General features: G+C 69.1%; 24 protein-coding genes. 17 read left to right on the forward strand and 7 right to left on the reverse strand.

The window, feature by feature from the left end:
* From atpD to Q7S93_RS02715, 3 genes are all read left to right on the forward strand, one after another.
* A partial coding sequence (gene atpD / locus Q7S93_RS02705) for a F0F1 ATP synthase subunit beta (RefSeq protein ID WP_304712038.1) occupies nt 1-868 on the forward strand: 868 nt, incomplete at its 5' end.
* Nucleotides 869-873: 5 nt separating this feature from the next.
* On the forward strand, nt 874-1,140 hold the full coding sequence (locus Q7S93_RS02710) for an ATP synthase F1 subunit epsilon (protein ID WP_304712040.1): 267 nt from the start codon (nt 874-876) through the stop codon (nt 1,138-1,140).
* A 136-nt stretch (nt 1,141-1,276) separates the two neighbouring features.
* The gene (locus tag Q7S93_RS02715; RefSeq protein ID WP_304712041.1) at nt 1,277-1,945 is read left to right on the forward strand and encodes a hypothetical protein; all 669 of its coding nucleotides are present in this window, start codon (nt 1,277-1,279) and stop codon (nt 1,943-1,945) included.
* Between the two features lie 27 nt (nt 1,946-1,972).
* On the opposite strand, the gene Q7S93_RS02720 is transcribed toward Q7S93_RS02715, so the two are convergent.
* From Q7S93_RS02720 to mtgA, 5 genes are all read right to left on the reverse strand, one after another.
* Nucleotides 1,973-2,737, reverse strand: coding sequence for an alpha/beta fold hydrolase (locus Q7S93_RS02720; RefSeq protein ID WP_304712042.1), 765 nt, complete (start codon nt 2,735-2,737; stop codon nt 1,973-1,975).
* A gap of 129 nt (nt 2,738-2,866) precedes the next feature.
* The gene (locus tag Q7S93_RS02725; protein ID WP_304712043.1) at nt 2,867-3,361 is read right to left on the reverse strand and encodes an RNA pyrophosphohydrolase; all 495 of its coding nucleotides are present in this window, start codon (nt 3,359-3,361) and stop codon (nt 2,867-2,869) included.
* The gene (locus Q7S93_RS02730; protein ID WP_304712044.1) at nt 3,361-4,521 is read right to left on the reverse strand and encodes a divergent polysaccharide deacetylase family protein; all 1,161 of its coding nucleotides are present in this window, start codon (nt 4,519-4,521) and stop codon (nt 3,361-3,363) included. The genes Q7S93_RS02725 and Q7S93_RS02730 overlap by 1 nt, the downstream gene beginning before the upstream one ends.
* 127 nt (nt 4,522-4,648) lie before the next feature.
* Nucleotides 4,649-5,764, reverse strand: a complete 1,116-nt coding sequence (gene ald / locus Q7S93_RS02735) for an alanine dehydrogenase (protein ID WP_304712045.1) — start codon at nt 5,762-5,764, stop codon at nt 4,649-4,651.
* 64 nt (nt 5,765-5,828) lie between these two features.
* Nucleotides 5,829-6,509, reverse strand: coding sequence for a monofunctional biosynthetic peptidoglycan transglycosylase (mtgA, locus tag Q7S93_RS02740; RefSeq protein ID WP_304712072.1), 681 nt, complete (start codon nt 6,507-6,509; stop codon nt 5,829-5,831).
* A gap of 174 nt (nt 6,510-6,683) precedes the next feature.
* On the opposite strand from mtgA, the gene Q7S93_RS02745 reads away from it, so the two are divergent.
* Nucleotides 6,684-7,352: a nitroreductase gene (locus Q7S93_RS02745; RefSeq protein WP_304712046.1), complete on the forward strand. Its 669-nt coding sequence runs from the start codon at nt 6,684-6,686 to the stop codon at nt 7,350-7,352.
* A 112-nt stretch (nt 7,353-7,464) separates the two neighbouring features.
* On the opposite strand, the gene Q7S93_RS02750 is transcribed toward Q7S93_RS02745, so the two are convergent.
* Nucleotides 7,465-8,433: a WD40 repeat domain-containing protein gene (locus Q7S93_RS02750; RefSeq protein WP_304712073.1), complete on the reverse strand. Its 969-nt coding sequence runs from the start codon at nt 8,431-8,433 to the stop codon at nt 7,465-7,467.
* A 216-nt stretch (nt 8,434-8,649) separates the two neighbouring features.
* On the opposite strand from Q7S93_RS02750, the gene Q7S93_RS02755 reads away from it, so the two are divergent.
* Complete coding sequence (locus Q7S93_RS02755) at nt 8,650-9,084, forward strand: biopolymer transporter ExbD (protein ID WP_304712047.1); 435 nt, start codon at nt 8,650-8,652, stop codon at nt 9,082-9,084.
* 117 nt (nt 9,085-9,201) lie between these two features.
* Here Q7S93_RS02755 and Q7S93_RS02760 read toward each other — a convergent pair whose 3' ends face one another.
* Nucleotides 9,202-10,281, reverse strand: coding sequence for a CobW family GTP-binding protein (locus Q7S93_RS02760; RefSeq protein WP_370652051.1), 1,080 nt, complete (start codon nt 10,279-10,281; stop codon nt 9,202-9,204).
* 162 nt (nt 10,282-10,443) lie between these two features.
* On the opposite strand from Q7S93_RS02760, the gene Q7S93_RS02765 reads away from it, so the two are divergent.
* The 12 genes from Q7S93_RS02765 to Q7S93_RS02820 all read left to right on the forward strand — a co-directional run bounded on the left by Q7S93_RS02765 (nt 10,444) and on the right by Q7S93_RS02820 (nt 20,962).
* Complete coding sequence (locus Q7S93_RS02765) at nt 10,444-11,421, forward strand: cation diffusion facilitator family transporter (protein ID WP_304712049.1); 978 nt, start codon at nt 10,444-10,446, stop codon at nt 11,419-11,421.
* A gap of 68 nt (nt 11,422-11,489) precedes the next feature.
* Nucleotides 11,490-12,086, forward strand: a complete 597-nt coding sequence (gene rplU / locus Q7S93_RS02770) for a 50S ribosomal protein L21 (protein WP_304712050.1) — start codon at nt 11,490-11,492, stop codon at nt 12,084-12,086.
* A 25-nt stretch (nt 12,087-12,111) separates the two neighbouring features.
* Nucleotides 12,112-12,384: a 50S ribosomal protein L27 gene (gene rpmA / locus Q7S93_RS02775; RefSeq protein WP_304712051.1), complete on the forward strand. Its 273-nt coding sequence runs from the start codon at nt 12,112-12,114 to the stop codon at nt 12,382-12,384.
* Nucleotides 12,385-12,521: 137 nt separating this feature from the next.
* Complete coding sequence (locus tag Q7S93_RS02780) at nt 12,522-13,055, forward strand: GNAT family N-acetyltransferase (protein ID WP_304712052.1); 534 nt, start codon at nt 12,522-12,524, stop codon at nt 13,053-13,055.
* A 71-nt stretch (nt 13,056-13,126) separates the two neighbouring features.
* Nucleotides 13,127-14,170 (forward strand): GTPase ObgE, encoded by a 1,044-nt coding sequence (obgE, locus tag Q7S93_RS02785; RefSeq protein WP_304712053.1) that lies wholly within the window; start codon nt 13,127-13,129, stop codon nt 14,168-14,170.
* Nucleotides 14,167-15,294, forward strand: a complete 1,128-nt coding sequence (gene proB, locus Q7S93_RS02790) for a glutamate 5-kinase (protein WP_304712054.1) — start codon at nt 14,167-14,169, stop codon at nt 15,292-15,294. The genes obgE and proB overlap by 4 nt, the downstream gene beginning before the upstream one ends.
* A gap of 91 nt (nt 15,295-15,385) precedes the next feature.
* On the forward strand, nt 15,386-16,963 hold the full coding sequence (locus Q7S93_RS02795; RefSeq protein ID WP_304712055.1) for an aldehyde dehydrogenase family protein: 1,578 nt from the start codon (nt 15,386-15,388) through the stop codon (nt 16,961-16,963).
* 15 nt (nt 16,964-16,978) lie between these two features.
* A complete protein-coding gene (locus Q7S93_RS02800; RefSeq protein WP_304712056.1) occupies nt 16,979-17,659 on the forward strand; it encodes a nicotinate-nucleotide adenylyltransferase in 681 nt (226 codons plus the stop codon).
* A gap of 57 nt (nt 17,660-17,716) precedes the next feature.
* The gene (gene rsfS / locus Q7S93_RS02805) at nt 17,717-18,136 is read left to right on the forward strand and encodes a ribosome silencing factor (protein ID WP_370652052.1); all 420 of its coding nucleotides are present in this window, start codon (nt 17,717-17,719) and stop codon (nt 18,134-18,136) included.
* Between the two features lie 10 nt (nt 18,137-18,146).
* Complete coding sequence (gene rlmH / locus Q7S93_RS02810) at nt 18,147-18,611, forward strand: 23S rRNA (pseudouridine(1915)-N(3))-methyltransferase RlmH (protein ID WP_304712057.1); 465 nt, start codon at nt 18,147-18,149, stop codon at nt 18,609-18,611.
* Nucleotides 18,604-19,497: a murein hydrolase activator EnvC family protein gene (locus Q7S93_RS02815; RefSeq protein ID WP_304712058.1), complete on the forward strand. Its 894-nt coding sequence runs from the start codon at nt 18,604-18,606 to the stop codon at nt 19,495-19,497. Before rlmH ends, Q7S93_RS02815 begins: the two co-directional genes overlap by 8 nt.
* Nucleotides 19,498-19,564: 67 nt before the next feature.
* Nucleotides 19,565-20,962 (forward strand): S41 family peptidase, encoded by a 1,398-nt coding sequence (locus tag Q7S93_RS02820; protein WP_304712075.1) that lies wholly within the window; start codon nt 19,565-19,567, stop codon nt 20,960-20,962.
* Nucleotides 20,963-21,118: the final 156 nt, after the last annotated feature.

Below are 21,118 nucleotides of genomic sequence, written 5' to 3' on the forward strand. Positions count from 1 at the left end.
GTTTGCAGGCGTCGGAGAGCGCACGCGCGAGGGTAACGACCTCTATCTCGAGATGGAGGAGTCGGGCGTTCTCGACAAGGTCGCGCTCGTCTACGGCCAGATGAACGAGCCGCCCGGCGCGCGCCTCCGCGTCGCCCTCTCGGGCCTGACGATGGCGGAGTACTTCCGCGAGCAGGGCCAGGACGTGCTGCTCTTCATCGACAACATCTTCCGCTTCACCCAGGCGGGTTCGGAAGTGTCGGCTCTGCTGGGCCGTATCCCCTCGGCCGTGGGCTATCAGCCGACGCTGGCCACCGAGATGGGTAACCTGCAGGAGCGGATCACCTCGACCAACAAGGGTTCGATCACCTCGGTCCAGGCCATCTACGTGCCCGCCGATGACCTGACCGACCCGGCCCCGGCCACCTCCTTCGCCCACCTTGACGCCACCACCGTGCTGAGCCGCGACATCGCCGCCCAGGCCATCTTCCCCGCCGTGGACCCGCTGGACTCCACCTCGCGGATCATGGACCCCTTGGTGATCGGCGACGAGCACTACGCCGTGGCCCGCCGCGTCCAGGAAATCCTGCAGCAGTACAAGGCGCTGAAGGACATCATCGCCATCCTGGGCATGGATGAGCTGTCGGAAGAGGACAAGCTGATCGTGGCCCGCGCCCGCAAGATCCAGCGCTTCCTCTCGCAGCCCTTCCACGTGGCCGAGCAGTTCACCAACACGCCGGGCATCTTCGTGAGCCTGGAAGACACCATCCGCTCGTTCAAGGCGCTCTGCGACGGCGAGTACGATCATCTGCCTGAGCCGGCCTTCTACAATGTCGGCACCATCGAGGATGCGGTGGCCAAGGCCGAGAAGCTCGCGTCGGAAGCCTGAGGATCATGGCGGACAAGCTGCACTTCTCCCTCGTCTCGCCGGAGCGGGAACTCTATTCCGGCCTGGTCGACCAGGTGGACGCGCCAGGAACCGAAGGCGACTTCGGGGTCCTGGCCGGCCACGCGCCGTTCATGGCCACCCTGCGGGAAGGCCAGATCGTCGTGCGCAATGACGGCCGGGAAACCCTCTACGAGGTGAGGGGCGGGTTCGCCGACGTCAGCGCCACGGGGCTGACGATCCTGGCCGAGTACGCCGCGCCCGTCGCCGCCTGAGGCTCAACCTCGGGTCACAAGGCGCCCGAACGGGTCAAAGGCGCGTGAGAGGGGTTGCGGCGACGCTCCGGCTTTAGTGTGATGGCGCCCGGAACCTGGTTTCGGTTCCAGCACATCAAGTCAGGGGACACTCCACATGCGCACCGTCATCGCCAGCCTCATCCTGATCGCGGGCCTCGCCGGCCCCGCCATGGCTCAGGAAGGCGTCGAGCCGGCCGCTGATCCCGCCGCCGCCCCTTCGACCGCCCTGTCCACCACCATGCCGGCCCCCGCCGCCCCCGCCGCGCCTCCGCCGGCCGCTGCGCCGTTGGAACAGCCCACCCTGCCGACCACCGGCGATGGGGCTACGGTGCTGTCGATCCTGACCCGCGCCTGCCTGCCGATGGTGCAGCAGGGCAAGACGGTGGAGGAGGTCGCCGGGGACCTGGGCATGCGCCGTGATCGGCGCTCGGGCAGCTATCAGATGGGCATGGGCGGCGACCGCAACTACATCATCAGCGTTCTGCCCAAGGGCGCCAATGACAATGTCTGCAATGTGCAGATCAACTATGCGATCGGCGGCGAGCAGCCGATCATCGAGGCCCTGAACATCTGGGCCTTCCTGCAGGACCCTCGGCTTGAGTTGCAGCGCAACGACTTCGCGGTCGGCCCGGACAACGTCAAGCGGACCACCATGGCCTGGGAACACTATAACGAGCAGGAATCCACCGGCCTGGTGTTCGTCCAGCTCAAGAATCCCGACGATTCCCCGCTGGAGCGCCGCTACGATCAGGCGACCCTGCTCTACAGCGAACGGACGTTCTAAAGCCGAGGATCTGACCGGCGAGGGGCCTCAGGCCTCTTGCCTGGCCTGGGCGCTCATCCAGGCCAGCGCCTGACCCGCCGCGCCCTCCCAGCCGGGCTCCCCGGGGAGCCAGTGGCTCATCTCCGGCAGGATGGAAACCTCTGCGCCGATCCGCGCCGCCGTCTGGCGGGCGGTGGCCGGCGGATGGACCACGTCGCGCTCGCCCACCAGGACCAGGGCCGGGGCGCCGGCCCCCGAGGCGCCGAGGCTGGTGGTCATCATGGGGTCGAGCCACCAGTTCAAGGTCTCCCACAGGGCCCGGCCGCTTTCGGGACGCAGGCGCTCCAGGATCGGGCGGCGTGCGCCCTCGGGCATCCTGTCGAGGCTGTAGCCCAGCATCAGGTTGAGGTCCGGGGCCACGGCCTGGCTCCAGAAGGGGCCGAGCAGGTGGAGGCCGAACGCCGTCACGCCCTCTTCCACCGACCAGCCGGCCACCCCCCAGGGCGGGGAGGGCGCCAGGAGAACGAGCCCCGCGACCGGCGCCCGCTGGGCGGCCATCAGGCACACGAGCCCCCCCATGGAGTGGCCGATCAGGACGGGCGGCTCAGGTTGGGCCTCCGCCAAGGCGGCGATGTCGCGGGCGTAGTCCAGCATGGAGACCCCGACCACGGCCTGGCCAGGTTCCCCGGCCCCATGGCCGCGCAGGTCCGGCGTCAGAACCGTGTGGCCCGCTGCGCGAAACGGCCCGGCGAAGGTCTCGAAGGTCCAGCCGCCGCAGAAGGCGCCATGCACCATGATGATGGGGGCGACCATAATGCTCCTTAGGGCGCGTTCCGACAGGTGGGAACTGGATGAAACGCGCTCAAGACTTAGAGTTCAGAGCCTGATTCAACGATCAGACGCGTCCGTCTGATCGCATCAGGCTCTGGGTCGGGCTGGGGTTCAGCCGGCGGCGAAGACGCTGAAGGCGGCGACCACCTGCCTGTATATGGCCTGCTTGAACGGCGCCACGATCTTGGGAGCCTCATCCAGATAGGCCCAGCGCCAGGCGTCGAATTCGGGCGGCGGATGGGCGCCGAGGTCGATCTCCTGCTCCAGACCATCGAACCGCAGGGCGAACCAGACCTGCCGCTGACCCTTCCAGGCCCGGCCGATGGGCGAGCCGCCGTGTTCCGGAGGAAAGTCGTAGGTCAGCCAGCCGTCGGTGCGGCCCAGCAGGGTGACGGTGCGGACGCCCGTCTCTTCGGCCAGCTCGCGCAGGGCGGCGGTCTGCAGGTCTTCGTCCGGATCGACGCCGCCTTGCGGGAACTGCCAGTTGTTGGGCGCCGCCGCGCCGGCCCGGCGGCCAAGCCAGACCCGGCCGTCGGGACGAAACAGCACCACCCCAACATTGGGCCGATAGGGCGCCAGATGTGGCGAAAGATCGGTCTCGCCCATCATCGCGTCAGGGCCGAGGCCGGCGCCAGCTGATAGCCGCGGCCCTCGACCTGCCGCGCCCATTCGGCCACCTGGGCGATGGTCAGGGGATAGGCGAAGCCCGAGCCCAGGGCCTGGCCGTTCTGCAGGGCCTGGGCCTCCAGGGCCAACAGCTGCTTGTCGATGGCCTCGCCGGAGAGCTGCTCGTCGATGATCCGGCCGGCCGAGGCCCGCGGCACGCCCAGGCCGCGACCCGCCGCCTGGCCGTCATCGATAAAGGCCAAGCCCCGGGCCTTCAGAGCCGTGGTGAAGGCGGCCATGGCCGGGTCGGAATTGAGGAAGCGTGAGCCCAGATAATTGGTCAGGCCGAAATAGCCGGTGGCCCGAGACAGCAGCCACTCCAGGCGCCGCGTGGTCTCGGTGGCGCCTGAACTGGCCAGCAGGGTGTAGGGGCCGGGGTCGTTGTCGGGATAGTCCACCGGCTCCATCGGGGTTTCCAGCAGGACCTCGTGGCCGTGTTCCCGCGCCAGGTCGATCCAGCCCTGGAGCCCTTCGGAATAGGGCACGAAGGACAGGGTGATCTCGCCGGGCAGTTGCTCGATGGCCTGGCGGGTGGCGCCGCCATTGAGCCCCAGACCGCCGACGATCAGGCTGACCTTGGGCTTGCCATTGGCCTGGAAGGGCCGGGCATAGGCCTCCGCCGGCGTGCGGCCGCCGGGGCCGATGATGGGGAGGGGGCCATTGGGGCCTGGCGATGTGAAGCCGGCGATGGGCGCGGCGGGCAGGGCCAGCCGCTGGCGACCGGGCCGGGCGCCGGGCAGGGTGATGACGGCCTCCCCCAGTACGCCGGGGTCTTCCACAGGGGTCTCGGAAAGCTCGAAAACCTCTTCGGTCACCCCGGGCCCCGCGCCGTCGGCGGTGAGCGCCTCCCGCCAGCCGGGGGGGGCTGCGGCCACCACGGCCTGGGCCAGCGGCAGGCGGATCACCGGGGCGCCCGCGCGGGGATCGCCGATGATCAGCACCAGGGCTGAGAGGGTGAGGATGAAGAGGCCGGCGGCGGCCGCCGCGCTGACATAGGGATTGGCCACGGCGGCGCGGATCTGGCTCAGCACGCCTGCGCCGCCGCCCGCCGGGGCCGCAGCCGGGGCGGGGGTCAGGCTCCGCTTGGAGAATATGGCCATGACTCGCTGAACCTCTCGCTAAAGACCGGGCCAAGACCGGTTCTGGCGCGAACATGGTTAACGAACACCTTATGAACCCCGTCGGCAGGCTCGGGCAAGCCGGCGGCGCGCCCTCAAGACGCAGAGCCTAACGTCCCCAAACGCCGTAGGGATCAACCGAGGCCCGGCCAAGCGCCTGCGCCACCGCCGGATGGGTCAGCTCGCCCTTCAGCACATTCAGGCCCCGCGCCAGGTGCGGGTCGTCGGCCAGTGCGTCCAGCCCACGGTCGGCCAGGGCCAGGCCGAACGGCAGGGTGGCGTGCACCAGCGCTTCTGACGAGGTGCGCGGGGCGGCGCCGGGCATGTTGGCCACGCAGTAATGGACCACGCCATCCACCACATAGGTGGGTTCGGCATGGGTGGTGGGCCGGGAGGTCTCGAAACAGCCCCCCTGGTCGATGGAGACGTCCACCAGCACCGAGCCCGGCTTCATGCGCGCCAGATGGTCCCGCCGGACCAGCTTGGGCGCCGCGGCTCCGGCGGTCAGCACGGCGCCGATCACCACATCGGCCCGCAGCACCTCCTCCTCCACCGCGTCCAGGGTGGAATAGCGGGTGAGGACGCGCCCCAGGAACATGTCGTCCAGCTCCCGCATCCGGGGGATGGAGCGCTCCAGCACCACCACCTCGGCGCCTAGCCCTGCGGCCATGCGCGCGGCGTTCATGCCCACCACCCCGCCGCCGAGGACGCAGATCCGCGCCGGCCGCACGCCGGGCACCCCCGACAGCAGAAGCCCCATGCCGCCATTGTGCTTGAGCAGGGTCTCGCCAGCCGAGAAGACCGCGATCCGGCCGGCCACCTCCGACATGGGCGCCAGCAGGGGCAGGCCGCCGGCGCGGTCGGTCACCGTCTCATAGGCGATGGCCGCGCAGCCCGAGGCCAGCAGCCCTTCGGTCTGGGTGGGATCTGGCGCCAGATGCAGATAGGTGAAGAGGATGTGGTCGGCGGTGAGCCTGGCCCATTCGACCGCCTGCGGCTCCTTGACCTTCACGATCAGTTGCGCGTCGGCAAAGACTGCGGCCGCGTTGGCGACCACCTTTGCCCCGGCCCGTTCATAGTCCAGGTCGGCATAGCCGGCGCCCTCGCCGGCCCCGGTCTCGACGATCACCTGATGGCCGTGCGCCATATATTCCCGCACCGCCGTGGGCGGCAGGCCCACGCGATGTTCGTTCGGCTTGATCTCGCGGGGCACGCCAACGCGCATATGAGCCTCCTGCAGGGCAGATTGTTTTATCAATCCGCAGGTCTGGGGGCGTGACCTTGTTTCGTCAACCCAGGACGCAGGCGGCCAGGTTGTCCCGCCGGACGGTTCCGGCCGCGGCCTGGATGCGGCCCGTGCGACGACGGACATAGGGGCCGGGCGTATCGGCCTTGTAGCGCAGGGGGCTGGGCAGGATCGCGGCCAGGCGGGCGGCCTGGAGGGGGCTGAGATCCTTGGCGTCGACGCCGAAGTTCTTTCGCGCAGCCGCCTGGGCGCCATAGACGCCGGGTCCGAACTCGATGGAGTTCAGATAGACCTCCATGATCCGCGGCTTGCCCCACATCACCTCGATCAGGACGGTGAAATAGGCCTCCAGCCCTTTGCGGACATAGGAGCGGTTAGGCCACAGGAAGATATTCTTGGCCGTCTGCTGGCTGATGGTGGAGCCGCCCCGCACCCGGTCGGAGGACTCGTTGTGCGCCAGGGCCTTGCGGATAGCCTCAAGGTCAAAGCCGTGGTGGCTGCAGAAATTGGCGTCCTCCGCGGCGATCGCCGCGCGCACCAGATGGGGGGAGATGTCATCGAGGCCGCGCCAGCTGCGGCTGAACCCCTGGCCTTCGAAGAGACGCTGCACCATCAGGAAGGTGATCGGCGGCGGCACGAAGCGATAGACCGCCACGCTCAGCACCGGCCCGACAAAGCCGATCATCAGGGCCAGGACCAGCAGGCCGCGGTCGATCCGGCCCAGCCGGCCCCGGCGCGGCGGCGCGGATTCTCCCGGGGCCTCGGGCTCAGGCGTCGCGTCTGGGGCGGTCGTGTCGGTCTCGCTCAAGTTCAGCCATCCTTGCCTTGACCCTAGGCAGGGCTGCTAACGATGGGAAGACGGCGCGGCAAGCGTCCAATGCGTGCAGGAGACCGGCCCATGAATGTCAGCCAGGCCGTGGCCCAGCGGATTTCGGTTCGCGCCTTTCGCCCAGACCCCGTCCCCGGCGCCCTCGTGCGGGAGATCCTGGAGGCCGCCGCCCGGGCGCCGTCCGGCGGCAACCTGCAGCCCTGGCGGGTTCACGCCCTGACCGGCGCGCCGCTGGAGGCGCTGAAGGAAAAGGTGCGGGCTAATCCGTTCGGGGAAACCCCGGAATACGATGTCTATCCGCCCAACCTGTGGGAGCCCCTGCGGACACGGCGCTTCCAGTGCGGCGAGGACCTCTATGCGACGATCGGCATACCGCGGGAGGACAAGGCCGCCCGTCTGGCCCAGCTGGCCAAGAACGGCGAGCTATTCGGCGCGCCGGTGGGCCTGTTCTTCAGCCTCGATCGCAAGGTCGGGCCGCCGCAGTGGTCCGATGTCGGCATGCTGATGCAGACCCTCATGCTGCTGGCGGTCGAGCGCGGGCTGGACACCTGCGCCCAGGAATACTGGGCCCGCTATCCCCAGACCCTGGCCGAGGTCCTGAACCTGCCGGAGGATCACATGATCTTCTCGGGCATGGCGCTGGGCTATCGCGATCCCGAGGCGGCCATCAACACCCTGCGCACCCGCCGCGACCCCTTCGAGGTCTGGGGCGAAATGCACGGCTTCGACGACGCTTAGATCCCGCGCGCAGCGCGATAGAGATCACCACAAAGCTCACGAAGCCCACGATGGCGCCCGCGCGGGGGAGACCTTCGTGAGCTTTGTGTCCTTCGTGGTAAAAAACCGGCGCCTACGGCGCTTCGGCGATGCCCGCCGCGCCGTCCTCGTCGCCCCAGGCCACGCGCTTGCCGTCGGGTGAGATGGCCAGCGCCGTGATCGGCGACCCCTTCTCGGCCTTCAGCATCTCGATCTTCTGGCCGTTGAGGTCGCAGATCCAGACGCGGCCGTCCTCCAGGCCCGCAGCAACCCGCTGGCCGCCGGGCTGGGCTGCGACCCGGGCGACCAGGGTGGAAGCGTCGAAGCCGACCTCCGCGGCCTGCTTGCCCATGGGGCCGGCCGAGCCGCCGAAGGGCCAGATCACCACCCCTTGCGCCCCGGACGTGGCCAGCATCTGCCCCTTGGCCATGAAGACCAGGCTCTTCACCTTGGCCGGATAGCCGCCCATGCGCATGTTCTTCTCGTCGGCCACCCGCCAGCCATGCAGCTGGTTCTCCTGCATCGACGACATCAGGAACTTGCCGTCCGGGCTCCAGGCGAGCGCAATATGGCTGCCGGCCCAGGCCAGCACCAAGGGCTTCTGTTCGGCGATGCGGGCGAACCACAGCCAGGCGCCCCCATAGGTGGCCACCGCCAGGCGCCGGCCCTTGGGATCGAAGCTCAGGCCCGCCACCGATTTCTCGTGCTCGAAGGCGCGGCCGAAGTCCGGGGCGGCGACATCGCGGACATGCGCCGTCTTGCCGGCCGAAAAGGCGATCAGGCCAGACTCGGCGCTGGCGGCCACCGCATCGATCCAGCGACCGGGGATCGCCGCGATCTCCTCGGCGCCTGCAGGTCTCGACCACACCACCCGGCCGTCATCGCCGCCGGTGAGGACGCCGTCTCCGGACGGATGCAGACACGCCGACAGAACCGCGCCGTCATGGGCCTCGATCACCTCTCCGGTGTCGAATCGGATACTTCCGTCCCCCAGGGCGAAGACCCCTTGGCCGGACTTGGTGAACAGGGCTGAGGTGACGTAGGCGTCGAAAACATAGGGCATGGCGCTGAATAGACGGCGAACGCCGGTCTTGCCCAGAGGGCGCTGCAAGGATTCCAGGCGCAAGGCGACGCCAGTTGCGGCGCCTTGCGCCCCAATCGCACCCCTGGCGCCGGATTCCCCGCCCCTAGCCACTTTACAATCGCGGTTCGACAGGCGAATGGTCGAGGCGAAACGGACGGTCGCGGGCCTACGCGACCCTATGGGAAGGAATTGCATATGGCGGCGAAGCTGAGTGGCGGGGGCGGCTCCAAGTTCGACCTCGGCCAGAACAGCGACATCAACGTCACGCCCTTCGTGGACGTGATGCTGGTGCTCCTGATCATCTTCATGGTGGCCATTCCGGCCGCGACGGTGTCGATCAAGCTCGACCTGCCGCCCGCCATCCCGCCGCCGCCCGGCACGGTGGTCGAAGAGCCCACCCTGATCAATGTGCAGGAAGGTGGCGTCCTGTTCATCGGCGAGCGTCCGACCACCCTGGCGACCCTGGCCGCCGACCTGGCCTCGGAACTGGACGTGCCGGTTCCCACCGAGGAGCGCGTCTATGTCCGCGCCGATCGCACCGTGCGCTACGGTGAGTTCATGTCGGTGATGAACCAGCTGCAGACCGATGGCTACTTCCTGGTCGCCCTGATCAACGAAGAACTGTCCTGATCTAAGACCTTTTCTGATCCCTGCGGCGATCTGATCGCCGCTCCCGGATCGACCGATATGCGAACGCCCGCCGGATCACCGGCGGGCGTTTTCATGTCCGCAAAGGCGTTGCGCCAATCAGGCCGCGCAGGCCTCGAAGCCGGCCTTCAGCTTGGCCTCATCCAGATTGCGGCCGATGAACACCATGCGACTGAACCGCGGCTCGTCGGCCCGCCAGTCCCGCTGGAAATCGCCCTCCAGGATCATGTGAACGGCCTGAAAGACCAGGCGGCGATCCTCGCCAGAGACGTCGAGAATGCCCTTGGCCCGCAGGATGTCGGGGCCCTGGTCCTGCAGCAGCTCATTCAGCCAGTTGGTGACCCGGGTTCCGTTCAGCGGCTTGTCCAGGGTCAGCGACACGCCGCGGATGCCCGCCTCGGCCACATGGTCATGGGCGGCATGATCATGGTGGCTGTGGTCGTGGTGATCATGGCCATCATGGTGATCATGATCGTGATCATGATCGCAGGACTCGTCATGCACATGGCCGGGTTCGCCATGGCCGGGATTGAGGAATTCCGGATCGAGGCCGGTGATGCGCTCCAGGTCGAAGCCGCCCCGGCCCAGCACCGCCTCCAGCGGCACATTGGACCGCTGCGCCCGATGGATCGGCGCCAGCGGGTTGATCCGCCTGATCTGCGCCTCGACCGCCGCCAGCTCGGCCGGGGTCACCAGATCGGTCTTGTTCAGGATGATCTGGTCGGCGAACGCGATCTGCTCCACCGCCTCAGGACTGTCGGCCAGGCGCAGGGGCAGATGCTTGGCGTCCACCACCGTGGTCACCGAGTCCAGCTGGGCCTTGGCCCGCACATCGTCGTCCACGAAGAAGGTCTGGGCCACCGGTCCCGGATCGGCCAGGCCCGTGGTCTCGACGATGATCGCGTCGAACTTGCCCTTGCGCTTCATGAGCCCTGAGAGCACCCGGATCAGGTCGCCGCGCACGGTGCAGCAGACACAGCCGTTGTTCATCTCAAAGACTTCTTCGTCGGCGCCGACGATCAGCTCGTTGTCGATGCCCACCTCGCCGAACTCGTTGACGATGACAGCGTAGCGCTTGCCATGGTCCTCGCTGAGGATGCGGTTGAGCAGGGTGGTCTTGCCGGCGCCGAGATAGCCGGTAAGGACGGTCACGGGAATCTTGTCGGTCATGGTCGCCATTTAGTCACTGCGACGGCCCGAGGGAACAGGCCAGGCGAAGGGATGTCCTTCTGATCACCCTTGACCGCCCCCGTCATGTTATAGAATAACATTCGCCCGCCCGACCTGGGCGCCTCCGGAGGGCCGCCCGTGTCTCAGGACGATCATACAGGGCCTGCCCCCGTGTCCGACGTCCCCCCGCCGGGCGCGAGCCCCCTGGACGGCTTCCGCGCCGACCGGGTCTATCTGGGCGCCGACCATGCGCGCAACGAGCGCCGCGTCTGGGCTGCGGCGGCCATCTGCGCCCTGACCCTGGTGGGCCAGTTGGTCGGGGGACTGGCCTTCAACTCCATGGCCCTGGTGGCCGGGGGCGTCCATATGGCCGCCCATGTGGCGGCTCTGGGCGTGGCGGGCCTGGCCTATCTCCTGGCCCGGCGCTACGCCGCCGATCGCAGGTTCAGCTTCGGGGCCGGCAAGATCGGCTATCTCGCCGCCTTCGCCAACGCCGTGGCCCTGGGCTTCACCGCCCTGCTGCTGGCCGGGGAAAGCCTGGCCCACTTCGGCGGCGGCGAGGCGACCCACTATCATGAGGCCACGCAGCTCGCCTTCGCCGTGCTGGCCGTCAACTTCGTCTGCATGTGGCTGCTGCGGCCGGTGAACGCCCGACCCGCGCCAGGGGACGACGACGACGTCAATCTCCGCGCCGCCCACCTGCATCTGGCCGCCGACGTGATCGTGTCGGTGCTGGCGATCGGCGGCCTGCTCGCCGGCGAGCATCTGGGCTGGACCTGGGCCGATCCCCTGGCCGGGTTGCTGGGCGCTGTGCTGGTGGGGCGTTTCGCCTGGGGCCTGGGACGGCGCTCCGGCGCAGTCCTGCTCGACATGACCCCGGATCCCCGCCTGACCGCCGAGGTCCGCAGCCGGCTCGAGGCCCTGGAGGCCCGGGTGATCGACCTCCATCTGTGGCGCCTGGGGCCAGGCCACCATGCCGCCATCGCCGTGGTGGCCGATCCGCAGGGCCGCTCGGCGCACACCTTCCGCGACCAGCTCGCCGGCCTGGCGGGCCTCAGCCATCTGACGGTCGAGGTTCGCCAAGCCCCTCGGGATGAGGAGGCAGAATCCCCCCTGGCCGCGTTGACTCGCAAGTCTGCGTCTGTATAAGTCCGCGGCTCTCGCCCGCAGGCTATCGCGGGCGTAATCCTTTTTGCATATAGTCCAAGGCGCGAACCATGTACGCGGTGATCAAGACCGGCGGCAAACAGTACCGGGTCCAACCTGGCGATCTGCTTGTGGTTGAAAAGCTGGATGGCGAACCGGGCGCCGATGTCGCGTTCGGCGACGTCCTGATGCTGGGCGACGGTGACACCGTGACCTTGGGCGCGCCCATTGTGGACGGCGCCAGCGTCTCGGCCACCCTGATCGAAACCCGCAAGGGCGAGAAGGTGAAGATCTTCAAGAAGATCCGCCGTCAGGGCTATCGTCGGACCCGCGGTCATCGCCAGCTCGAAAGCGTGCTGCGCGTGACCTCGATCGCCGGCGTCGGCAAGACCGACAAGTGGGACGGTGAAGTCGACCTGACCACCAAGGCGGTCCTCGACGCCCGCGCTCGTGGCCTCGCGCCCCGTGTCGAGGTCGAAGACAAGCCCGCCAAGGCTGCGCCGAAGAAGGCCGACGCCGCTCCGGTGGACGCCGAGGCCGAGGGCCCCAAGGCGGAAGCCAAGCCCAAGGCCGCCCCGAAGAAGGCCGCGGCCCCCAAGGCTGAAGCTGGCGAAACGAAGGCTGCGCCCAAGAAGGCCGCCGCCAAGAAGGAATCGGACGCCGAATAGGCGTTCCACGGTTTAGGAGAGCACCATGGCTCACAAGAAATCTGGCGGTTCTTCGCGTAACGGTCGCGACTCCGCGGGCCGCCGTCTCGGCGTAAAGAAGTTTGGCGGCGAAGCTGTGCTCGCCGGCAACATCATCGTGCGCCAGCGCGGCACCAAGTATTATCCGGGCGCGAATGTGGGCATTGGTCGCGACCATACCCTCTTCGCCCTTTCCACCGGCGCGGTGAAGTTCATCACCAAGCGTGACGACCGCACCTATGTGACGGTGGTTCAGGCGGAGATGGCCGCCGGCGAGTAGCGGAACCTCCTTTCACCGGTTCCGCCTCTCACCGACCCGAGGCGAACCGGACAGGAAAACTCCAAACGGGGAGTCCGGCCGCCGGACTCCCCGTTTTCGTTTTCCGAGGGCCTCCGCAGAGGGGCCGGGAGGATCAGATGAGCATTTCCGACGGACCGCCCGTCATTTCAACCGCCCGGCTGCGGTTGCGCGCGCCCAAGCCTGAGGACGCGCCGCGCATCGCCGACCTGGCCAATGATCCCGGCGTGGCGCGGATGACTACGCGGATGCCCCACCCCTATGGCCTGTCGGACGCTGAGGCCTTTCTTCAGGCCTGCGAGCGCCGCGACATGGCCCGGGAGCACATCTTCGCCCTGGAGCATGGGGACGAAGGCTTGGTGGGCATGCTCGGCTTTCATCCCGATGACGGGGGGCGGGTCGAGCTGGGCTACTGGCTGGGTCGTCCCTACTGGGGTCAGGGCCTGGCCACCGAAGCCGCCGGCGGGGCCCTGGCTTGGGCTGGCGAAGGCTGGCGGCGGCGCTATCTGGTGGCCGGTCACTTCGCCGACAACCCGGCCTCGGGCCAGGTGCTGTGCAAGACCGGCTTCCTCTACACCGGCGAGGTCGTGCCTCGTCATTCCCTGGCGCGCGGCGAAGCCGCGGCCACCCGCATGATGGTCTGGCTCGCCTAGCTCATCCCACTCTATGATATCGGACCCGTTCTGCTGGCCCTCGCCGGCGGGACGGGCCACCTGGAACGCCGATGAAATTTCTCGACCAGTGCAAGATCTATATCCGCTCGGGCAATGGCGGCGGCGGGGCGGTGTCGTTCCGGCGGGAGAAGTACATCGAGTATGGCGGCCCAGACGGCGGCGACGGCGGCCGCGGTGGCGATGTCTGGATCGAGGCTGTGGACGGCCTCAACACCCTGATCGACTACCGCTACCAGCAGCACTTCAAGGCCGAGACCGGCGAGCACGGCATGGGGCGCAACCGCCACGGCCACGCCGGCGCCGACGTGGTGCTCAAGGTTCCCGTCGGCACCCAGGTGCTGGATGAGGACAAGGAGACCCTGATCGCCGACATGGACCATGCCGGCCAGCGCCTGCTGCTGCTCAAGGGCGGCAATGGCGGCTGGGGCAATGACCGGTTCAAGGGGCCGATCAACCAGGCGCCGCGGCACGCCAATCCCGGCCAGGATGGCGAGGAGCGCTGGATCTGGCTGCGGCTGAAGCTGATCGCCGATGTGGGCCTGGTTGGCCTGCCCAACGCCGGCAAGTCCACCTTCCTGGCGGCGGTCTCGGCGGCCAAGCCGAAGATCGCCGACTATCCCTTCACCACGCTGGCCCCCAATCTCGGGGTGGTGGACCTGTCCACCAATGAGCGCTTCGTCATCGCCGATATCCCCGGCCTGATCGAGGGCGCTTCGGAGGGCGCGGGCCTCGGCACCCGGTTCCTGGGCCATGTGGAGCGCACCGCCGTCCTCATCCACCTGGTGGACGCCACCCAGGACGATGTGGCCGAGGCCTATCGCACCATCCGCCAGGAACTGGCCGCCTATGGCGAGGGCCTGGAGGACAAGCGCGAGATCCTGGCGCTGAACAAGGTCGACGCCCTGGACGATGAGTCTCGCATCGCCAAGGCCGCAGAGCTGGCCGAAGCCGCCGGCCTTGAGCCCCGCCTGATCTCCGGGGTGTCCGGCGAGGGCGTCACCGAGGTTCTGCGCGCCGCCTGGGGCCAGGTGCGCGAGCGCCGGGCTGAGGAAAAGGCCGCCACCGCCGGTCCCGACGAAGGCTGGGCGCCGTGAGCGAGCTCACCCAGGCCCGTCGCATCGTCGTCAAGGTCGGCTCTGCCCTGCTGGTCGCCGCCGACGGGACGCCCGACCGCGCCTGGCTGAACGCCCTGGCCGTCGACATCGCCCGGCTACAGGCGCGGGGGCAGCAGACCCTGATCGTGTCCTCCGGCGCCGTGGCTCTGGGGCGCCGACGCCTGGGCCTCCACCGCCGCGCCCTGACCCTGCCGGAAAAGCAGGCCGCCGCCGCCGCCGGCCAGTCGGCCCTGATGCGCGCCTGGGAAGAGGCCCTGGAGCCCCACGGCCTGTCGGCCGCCCAGATCCTGCTGACCCGCGACGATACCGAGGTCCGCCGCCGCTGGCTGAACGCCAAGGCCACGGTGGAGACCCTGCTGGACCTGGGCGTGGTGCCGGTGGTCAATGAGAACGACACCGTCGTCACCGAAGAAATCCGCTACGGCGACAATGACCGCCTGGCCGCCCGGGTGGCCCAGATGATCGGCGCCGACGCCCTGGTGCTGCTGTCGGACATCGATGGCCTCTATACCGCCGACCCCCGGCGGGACCCCGCCGCCACCCACATTCCGCGCCTCTCCCAGCTGACGCCGGAGATCGAGGCCATGGCCGGCGGCGCCAATGCTGGGGCCGGCGTCGGCACCGGCGGCATGGCCACCAAGCTGGCCGCCGCCCGCATCGCGCAGTCCGCGGGCTGCGCCACCCTGATCACCCTGGGCTCCCGCCCCGCGCCCCTGGGCGCGGTGGAGGAGGGCGCCAAGGCCACGATCATCGCGCCGGCGGTGACGCCTGGGGCCGCCTACAAGGCCTGGATCGCCGGCTCGCTGTCGCCCTCTGGAACCATCCTTGTGGACGACGGGGCCGCCCGCGCCCTGCAGGGGGGCAAGAGCCTGCTGGCCGCCGGGGTCCGCGGGATCGAGGGCCGCTTCGGCAAGGGCGACGCCGTCAGCATCCGCCTGGAAGGCGGGGCTGAGATCGGCCGCGGCCTGACCCGCTACGACGCCGCCGAGGCCGAGCGCATCTGCGGCCTGCGTTCCGACGCCATCGAAGGCGTCCTGGGGTACACCTCGGGTCCTGTCATCCACGCCGACGACCTGGCGGTCCTGCTGCCCGCCTCCGACTGAGCGCACAGACCGGCCGCAAGCCTTGAATTGCCCAGGCGCCGAAAGGAGCCTAGGTAAGCCTCATCCTGAGCATAACTGACGGATCGTGACGATGGACGGGGCGAGGCCCGGCAGGGACCAGACCGGGGAGGATCAGGGCGGCGAGCGTCTCACCACGCTCAGCCCCGGCATGGCCATTCCCTATGGCGGCGACCGTTTGGCTCGGGTCAGCCCGGAGCTGGCCAGCGCTTTCAAGCCCGGCGACCGGCTGATCGTGTTGCAGGACTCCGGGACTCTGCTGCATGTGCCCGCCGTCCAGCAGGCGATCGCCGCCGACGCCGTGGGCCGCGCCCAGGCCGCCTTCGCTCTTATGGGCGAGGTCCGCGACGACCAGATCACCGCCTTCTTCGACGCCTTCGCCAACCGCCTGGCCGACGAGGCCGCCTGGGGCGCCATCGCTGCGGCCAACGCCGCCGATGTGGCGCGCGCCCAGCAGAAGGGCCGCTCCACCACGAGACTCGCCGTCAACCCCGCCATGCGCGCCGACATGATTGCGGGTCTGCGGGCCTGGCGCGACTCCGCGCCCGCGCGGGGGCGGCTGGTGGAGGCCGTGGACCATGCCGGTTGGCGGGTCGAGCAGGTCTCCGCCCCCCTGGGCGTGGTGGCCTTCGTCTTCGAAGGTCGGCCCAATGTGTTCGCCGACGCCACGGGCGTCCTGCGGGCCGGCAACACCGTCGTCTTCCGCATCGGCTCCGATGCGCTCGGCACGGCCCGCGCCATCGTGACTGAGGCCCTGGAGCCGGCCATCGCCGCAGCGGGCCTGCCGCCGGGCGCCGCCGTCCTGGTGGATTCGGCCGAGCACGCCGCCGGCTGGGCCATGTTCGCAGATCCGCGCCTGGGCCTGGCCGTGGCCCGGGGATCTGGCCCCGCCGTCACCCAGCTGGGCGGCATCGCCCGCCAGGCCGGCGTGCCGGTCAGCCTGCACGGCACGGGCGGGGCCTGGATGGCGGCCGACGCCAGCGCCGACCCTGAGCGCCTGTTCGCGGCGGTCTTCCATTCCCTCGACCGCAAGGTCTGCAACACCCTGAACGTCTTCTGCGTCACCCGCGACGCCGCCCAGGACCTGATCCCGGTGTTCCTCGCCGCCCTGGACCAGGCCGGCGAGCGGGGCGGCCATGGGGTCAAGCTGCACGTGGTGGAGGGCGACGAGGCCTTCCTGCCTGAGGCCTGGCGCCAGGCCCGCGTGCAGGTCGCCCGCGCAGAGGGCGTCCGCGACGAGGCCAAGGTGGACCTTCTGCCGCAGGCCGACCTCGGTCGCGAGTGGGAGTGGGAGCAGACGCCCGAGGTGACCCTTCATGTGGTGTCCGACCTGGATGAAGCGGTCGGCCTGTTCAACCGCTACAGCCCGCAGTTCGCCGCCAGCCTGATCAGCACGGACACAGGCGCCCAGGCCCGTTTCTACGCCACCATCAATGCGCCCTTCGTCGGCGACGGCTTCACCCGCTGGGTGGATGGCCAGTATGCGCTGAACAGGCCTGAGCTGGGCCTCTCCAACTGGGAGTTCGGCCGGCTGTTCGCCCGGGGCGGCGTCCTGGCCGGCGACGGGGTCTTCACCGTGCGGGCGCGGGTAAGCCAGAGCGATATCCATCTCGACCGCGGCGGGGTTCCCACCCCCGCCCGCACCGCTTGATCACAGGTCCCGCAGATGTGGTTTGCCGGTCCCGCCCGTCGACTGCCCGCCGCCGGACGGCCCGGCGCCCTGCGCCTGGGGTTCCATCTGGAACCGGGGATGCGGGTGGGCCTGTTCGGGGGCTCGTTCAATCCCGCCCATGAGGGCCACGCCCATGTGGCCGAGACCGCCCGGCGTCGGCTGGGCCTGGACCTGGTGATCTGGCTGGTCTCGCCGCAGAACCCCCTGAAGCCCACCCATGAAACCGCCAGCCTGGCCGAGCGCATCGCCGGGGCCCGCGCCTTCGCCCGGCAAAAGGGCATGGCGGTGTCCGACGCCGAGACCCGGCTGGGCTCGCGCTACACGATCGACTCGGTTCGCGCCCTGAAGGCCCGACATCCCGGCGTGGATTTTGTCTGGATCATGGGGGCCGACAGCCTGGCCACCTTCCACCGCTGGCGGGGCTGGACGCAGATCATGGCCGAGACGCCGGTGGCCGTGGTCTCGCGGCCCTGGATTTCCCTGAAAAGCCGCACCTCGCCGGCCGCGCGGCGGTTCGCCCACGCCCGGGTGCCGTCCAACCAAGCCCGCAGCCTGCCCGGCCGGCGCACGCCCGCCTGGGTTTTCCTGCGCGGTCCCCTCAATTTCCAATCCTCCACGGCCCTTCGCGAACGGATGCGGTCCACCCGTCCGAGTGGCGCCATCAAGGACCGCTGACCACAGGTCAGGATCGTGCTATGATGATCTTCGCGTGGACGTTAGAGGAGTTTCCCGCTGAATAGTGAAGCCGCGCAGCGCGCGCAGGAGACCGCCGGTTCCGCCGTCGCCTCCTCGGACGTCGAGGGTCGCATCCAGGCCCTCGAAGACCTGATTCTGAGCCGCCTCGACGAGGACCAGGCCCAGGATGTCGTGGTCATCGATCTTACAGGCAAGAGCGCGGTGGCCGATGGCCTGATCGTCGCCTCTGGCCGGTCGCAACGGCATGTGGGCGCGATCGCCGACCACCTGCTGCGCGCCCTGAAGGAGCACGGCTATGGCCGCGCCCGGGTGGAAGGGATGCCCCATTGCGATTGGGTGCTGATCGACACCGGGGACATCATCGTCCACCTGTTCCGTCCCGAAGTCCGCTCCTTCTATAATATCGAGAAGATCTGGTCGGTGGACGCCTCGGGCCACGCCGTTCCCACCTCCTGACGGGGGCGGCTTGCGCGTGACCCTTCTGGCGGTAGGCCGTCTGGCCCGCTCGCCTGAGACCGAGCTGGTGAAGCTCTATGTCGACCGCGCCACGGCGGCCGGTCGGGTTCTGGGCCTCGGTCCCGTCGAGGTGATCGAGGTCGAGAGCCGCAAGCCCGGCAAGCTGGCCGAAGCCGAGGTTCTGCGCCCCCACCTCAAGGACGCCCATGTCCTGGCCTGCGACGAGCATGGCCGGGCGCGGACCTCGCGGGACTTCGCCGCCGAGATCGCCCGCCTGCGAGACGACGGGGTCCGCCGGCTGGTGCTGATGATCGGCGGCGCAGACGGGCTCGATCCCCAGCTGATGAGCGAAACCCAGGGCCAGCTGGCCTTTGGCCCACAGACCTGGCCTCACGCCCTGGTTCGCGCCATGCTGGCCGAACAGGTCTATCGGGCCGTCACCATTCTTTCCGGGTCGCCCTATCACCGTGACTGACCTTGCAGCCCTGCGCCCCCAGCGCCCCCTGAGGCTGATCGCCCTGAGCGCCCTGCTGGCGACCGCAGTGGGCCTGGGCCTGGTCTCGGCGGCCGAGCCCCTGCAGACCCTGGACGCTCGCGAGCAGGCCTTGAACGCCGAGCGGGGGCGCAACGACAACCAGCTGGCCCGGCTGCTCTCGGTCCTGCAGCAGCTCAAGCGCGATCCGCCGCCGGCCCTGCTCGTGGCCCCGGACGACGCCCGCAACGCGGTGCGCGCCGCCATCCTGGTCAAGGCCATGACGCCCGAACTCCAGCGCCGGGCCCAGGTCTACGCCGCCGAAGCCAGCGATCTCGCCCGCCAACGGCGCCTGGCCGCGGTGGCCAGCGAAACCCTGTTCACCGCCGAGAGCGAGCGGGCCGACGCCCGCCCCCTGCCCGAGCCGGTCGATCCTGCGGGCGCCGCCCTGCGCGGCTACGCTGCGGCGCCTGCGGAATTCCTGGCGCAAGGGCCGTTGACCCCGCCAGAGGCGCTGATCTACCCGGCGGAGGGACCTGTGACCCACCGCTTCGGCGAGGCCCTGCACAGCACGGCCAGGTATCAGGGCCTGACCATCCTCACCCCGCGAGGCGCCCGTGTGCAAAGTCCAGGCGCCGGTCTGGTACAATATGTGGGGCCGGTGCGTGGCTGGGGCGTCATCTTGATATTAAGGATGAGCGGTGGATACCATCTGGTCTTGGCTGGCCTTGACCGGGTGAATGTGGACGTCGGGCAAACGGTCGCGGCCGGGGCCCCTGTCGGTTGGATGGCCGATGAGGGACAATCACCTTCGGAACTCTATCTGGAGGTCCGGGAGAGGGGCGCGCCCGTCGACCCGGCGCGCTGGCTGAAGAAAGAAGCGGGTTGATCCGCTCATTGGGACGAAACGCGCAGGCGGCATCAAATCGCCGCAAAGGGAGCCTCAGGTGAGGGCTATGAAGCAGTATCTGATGATTGGCGCGGCCGCCTTCGTCCTTGGGGCCGGATCCATGGCCTATGTGAGCCAGCAGGCCCAGGCCTCGGCCCAGCAGCCTCGCAGCCAGACCTACAGGATGCTTGAACTGTTTGGCGACGTGCTGAACACGGTCGAGCGCCAATACGTCACCGAGATCGACGAGACCAAGCTGATCGAGTCGGCGATCGACGGGATGCTCACCTCCCTTGATCCGCACTCCGGCTATCTCAATGCCGAGTCCTTCGACGAGATGCGCGACCAGACCCGCGGCGAATATGGCGGCCTGGGCATTGAGGTCACCAGCGAGGATGGCGTGGTCAAGGTGATCTCGCCGATGGATGGCACGCCCGCCGCCAAGGCTGGGATCAAGGCCGGCGACTATATCACCGGCGTCAATGGCGCCAGCGTCCTGGGCATGAGCGTCAGCGACGCGGTCAAGCAGATGCGCGGAAAGCCCGGCGAGGCCGTGGTCCTCAGCATCGCCCGCCAAAAGAGCGACCCCTTCGACGTGGAAATCATCCGCGAAGTGATCCAGCCCAAGTCGGCTGTGGCCCGCATGGAGGGCGACTACGGCTATCTGCGGGTCTCGGCCTTCAACGAACGCACGACCGACGAGGCTGAGCGGGTGTTTGGCGAGCTTCGCGCCGCCAATCCGAATATGAAGGGCCTGATCCTCGACCTGCGCAACAATCCCGGCGGCCTGCTCGACCAGGCCGTGGGCCTGTCGGACCTGTTCCTCGAGGGGGGCGAGATCGTCTCCCAGCGCGGCCGCAACGCCCGCGACGTGGAACGCTACAACGCGCGCGCCGGCGACATCGCCGAGGGTCTGCCCATGGTGGTGCTGATCAATACCGGCTCGGCATCGGCCGCCGAGATCGTGGCCGGCGCCCTGCAGGACCGCAAGCGGGCCGAACTGGTCGGCCTGACCAGCTTCGGCAAGGGTTCGGTGCAGACGGTCATTCCCCTGCGCGGCGGCATGGACGGCGCGCTCAAGCTGACCACGGCCCGCTACTACACCCCGTCGGGCCGCTCGATCCAGAAGACCGGCATCGAACCTGACCTGGAAGTGGCCGCCAGCCGCGACGAGGCCCAGGCCATCGCCAACCGGGCCTTCCAGTTCAGCGAGGCCTCGCTGCGCAATGCGCTCAACGCCGATGAGGGGTTGGAGCGCCGCGGCGCTCACCAACCCGCCGAGGCGCCGCCGGAGTCCTTCGACGAAGAGAAGGACTTCCAGCTGGTCCGCGCCCAGGATGTGCTGAAGTACGGCTCTGTGGCCGCCACGCCGAAACTGCCCAAGCCGGAGGCCCGTCTGGCCGAGGTGATCGGCGTCAAGGACAAGGTCGCCGCCGCGGCCGCCGCGGCCCCTAAGGCCAACTAGGTTCAATCGGCATCCGCGGACTCACGGTCGACAGGACGCGTGAGTCATGGGCCTCCGCCTTGTGCGGAGGCTGAAGTGGGTGGGAAGCGATACGAGCTGACGAATGGCGCGGCCTGAACCGCTGCGCCATATGCCCAAGCCATACGCCGGGCCAAG

The organism is Phenylobacterium sp. (assembly GCF_030646615.1).
In the GTDB taxonomy this organism is placed as follows: Bacteria; Pseudomonadota; Alphaproteobacteria; order Caulobacterales; family Caulobacteraceae; genus Phenylobacterium.

Bases quoted from the DNA above. Each gene is read 5' to 3' on its own strand.
- Q7S93_RS02710 (WP_304712040.1), top strand. From the start codon at position 874: ATGGCGGACAAGCTGCACTTCTCCCTCGTCTCGCCGGAGCGGGAACTC.
- Q7S93_RS02715 (WP_304712041.1), top strand. From the start codon at position 1,277: ATGCGCACCGTCATCGCCAGCCTCATCCTGATCGCGGGCCTCGCCGGC.
- Q7S93_RS02720 (WP_304712042.1), bottom strand. From the start codon at position 2,737: ATGGTCGCCCCCATCATCATGGTGCATGGCGCCTTCTGCGGCGGCTGG.
- Q7S93_RS02725 (WP_304712043.1), bottom strand. From the start codon at position 3,361: ATGGGCGAGACCGATCTTTCGCCACATCTGGCGCCCTATCGGCCCAAT.
- Q7S93_RS02730 (WP_304712044.1), bottom strand. From the start codon at position 4,521: ATGGCCATATTCTCCAAGCGGAGCCTGACCCCCGCCCCGGCTGCGGCC.
- ald (WP_304712045.1), bottom strand. From the start codon at position 5,764: ATGCGCGTTGGCGTGCCCCGCGAGATCAAGCCGAACGAACATCGCGTG.
- Q7S93_RS02745 (WP_304712046.1), top strand. From the start codon at position 6,684: ATGAATGTCAGCCAGGCCGTGGCCCAGCGGATTTCGGTTCGCGCCTTT.
- Q7S93_RS02750 (WP_304712073.1), bottom strand. From the start codon at position 8,433: ATGCCCTATGTTTTCGACGCCTACGTCACCTCAGCCCTGTTCACCAAG.
- Q7S93_RS02755 (WP_304712047.1), top strand. From the start codon at position 8,650: ATGGCGGCGAAGCTGAGTGGCGGGGGCGGCTCCAAGTTCGACCTCGGC.
- Q7S93_RS02760 (WP_370652051.1), bottom strand. From the start codon at position 10,281: ATGGCGACCATGACCGACAAGATTCCCGTGACCGTCCTTACCGGCTAT.
- rplU (WP_304712050.1), top strand. From the start codon at position 11,490: ATGTACGCGGTGATCAAGACCGGCGGCAAACAGTACCGGGTCCAACCT.
- rpmA (WP_304712051.1), top strand. From the start codon at position 12,112: ATGGCTCACAAGAAATCTGGCGGTTCTTCGCGTAACGGTCGCGACTCC.
- Q7S93_RS02780 (WP_304712052.1), top strand. From the start codon at position 12,522: ATGAGCATTTCCGACGGACCGCCCGTCATTTCAACCGCCCGGCTGCGG.
- obgE (WP_304712053.1), top strand. From the start codon at position 13,127: ATGAAATTTCTCGACCAGTGCAAGATCTATATCCGCTCGGGCAATGGC.
- Q7S93_RS02795 (WP_304712055.1), top strand. From the start codon at position 15,386: ATGGACGGGGCGAGGCCCGGCAGGGACCAGACCGGGGAGGATCAGGGC.
- Q7S93_RS02800 (WP_304712056.1), top strand. From the start codon at position 16,979: ATGTGGTTTGCCGGTCCCGCCCGTCGACTGCCCGCCGCCGGACGGCCC.
- Q7S93_RS02820 (WP_304712075.1), top strand. From the start codon at position 19,565: ATGAAGCAGTATCTGATGATTGGCGCGGCCGCCTTCGTCCTTGGGGCC.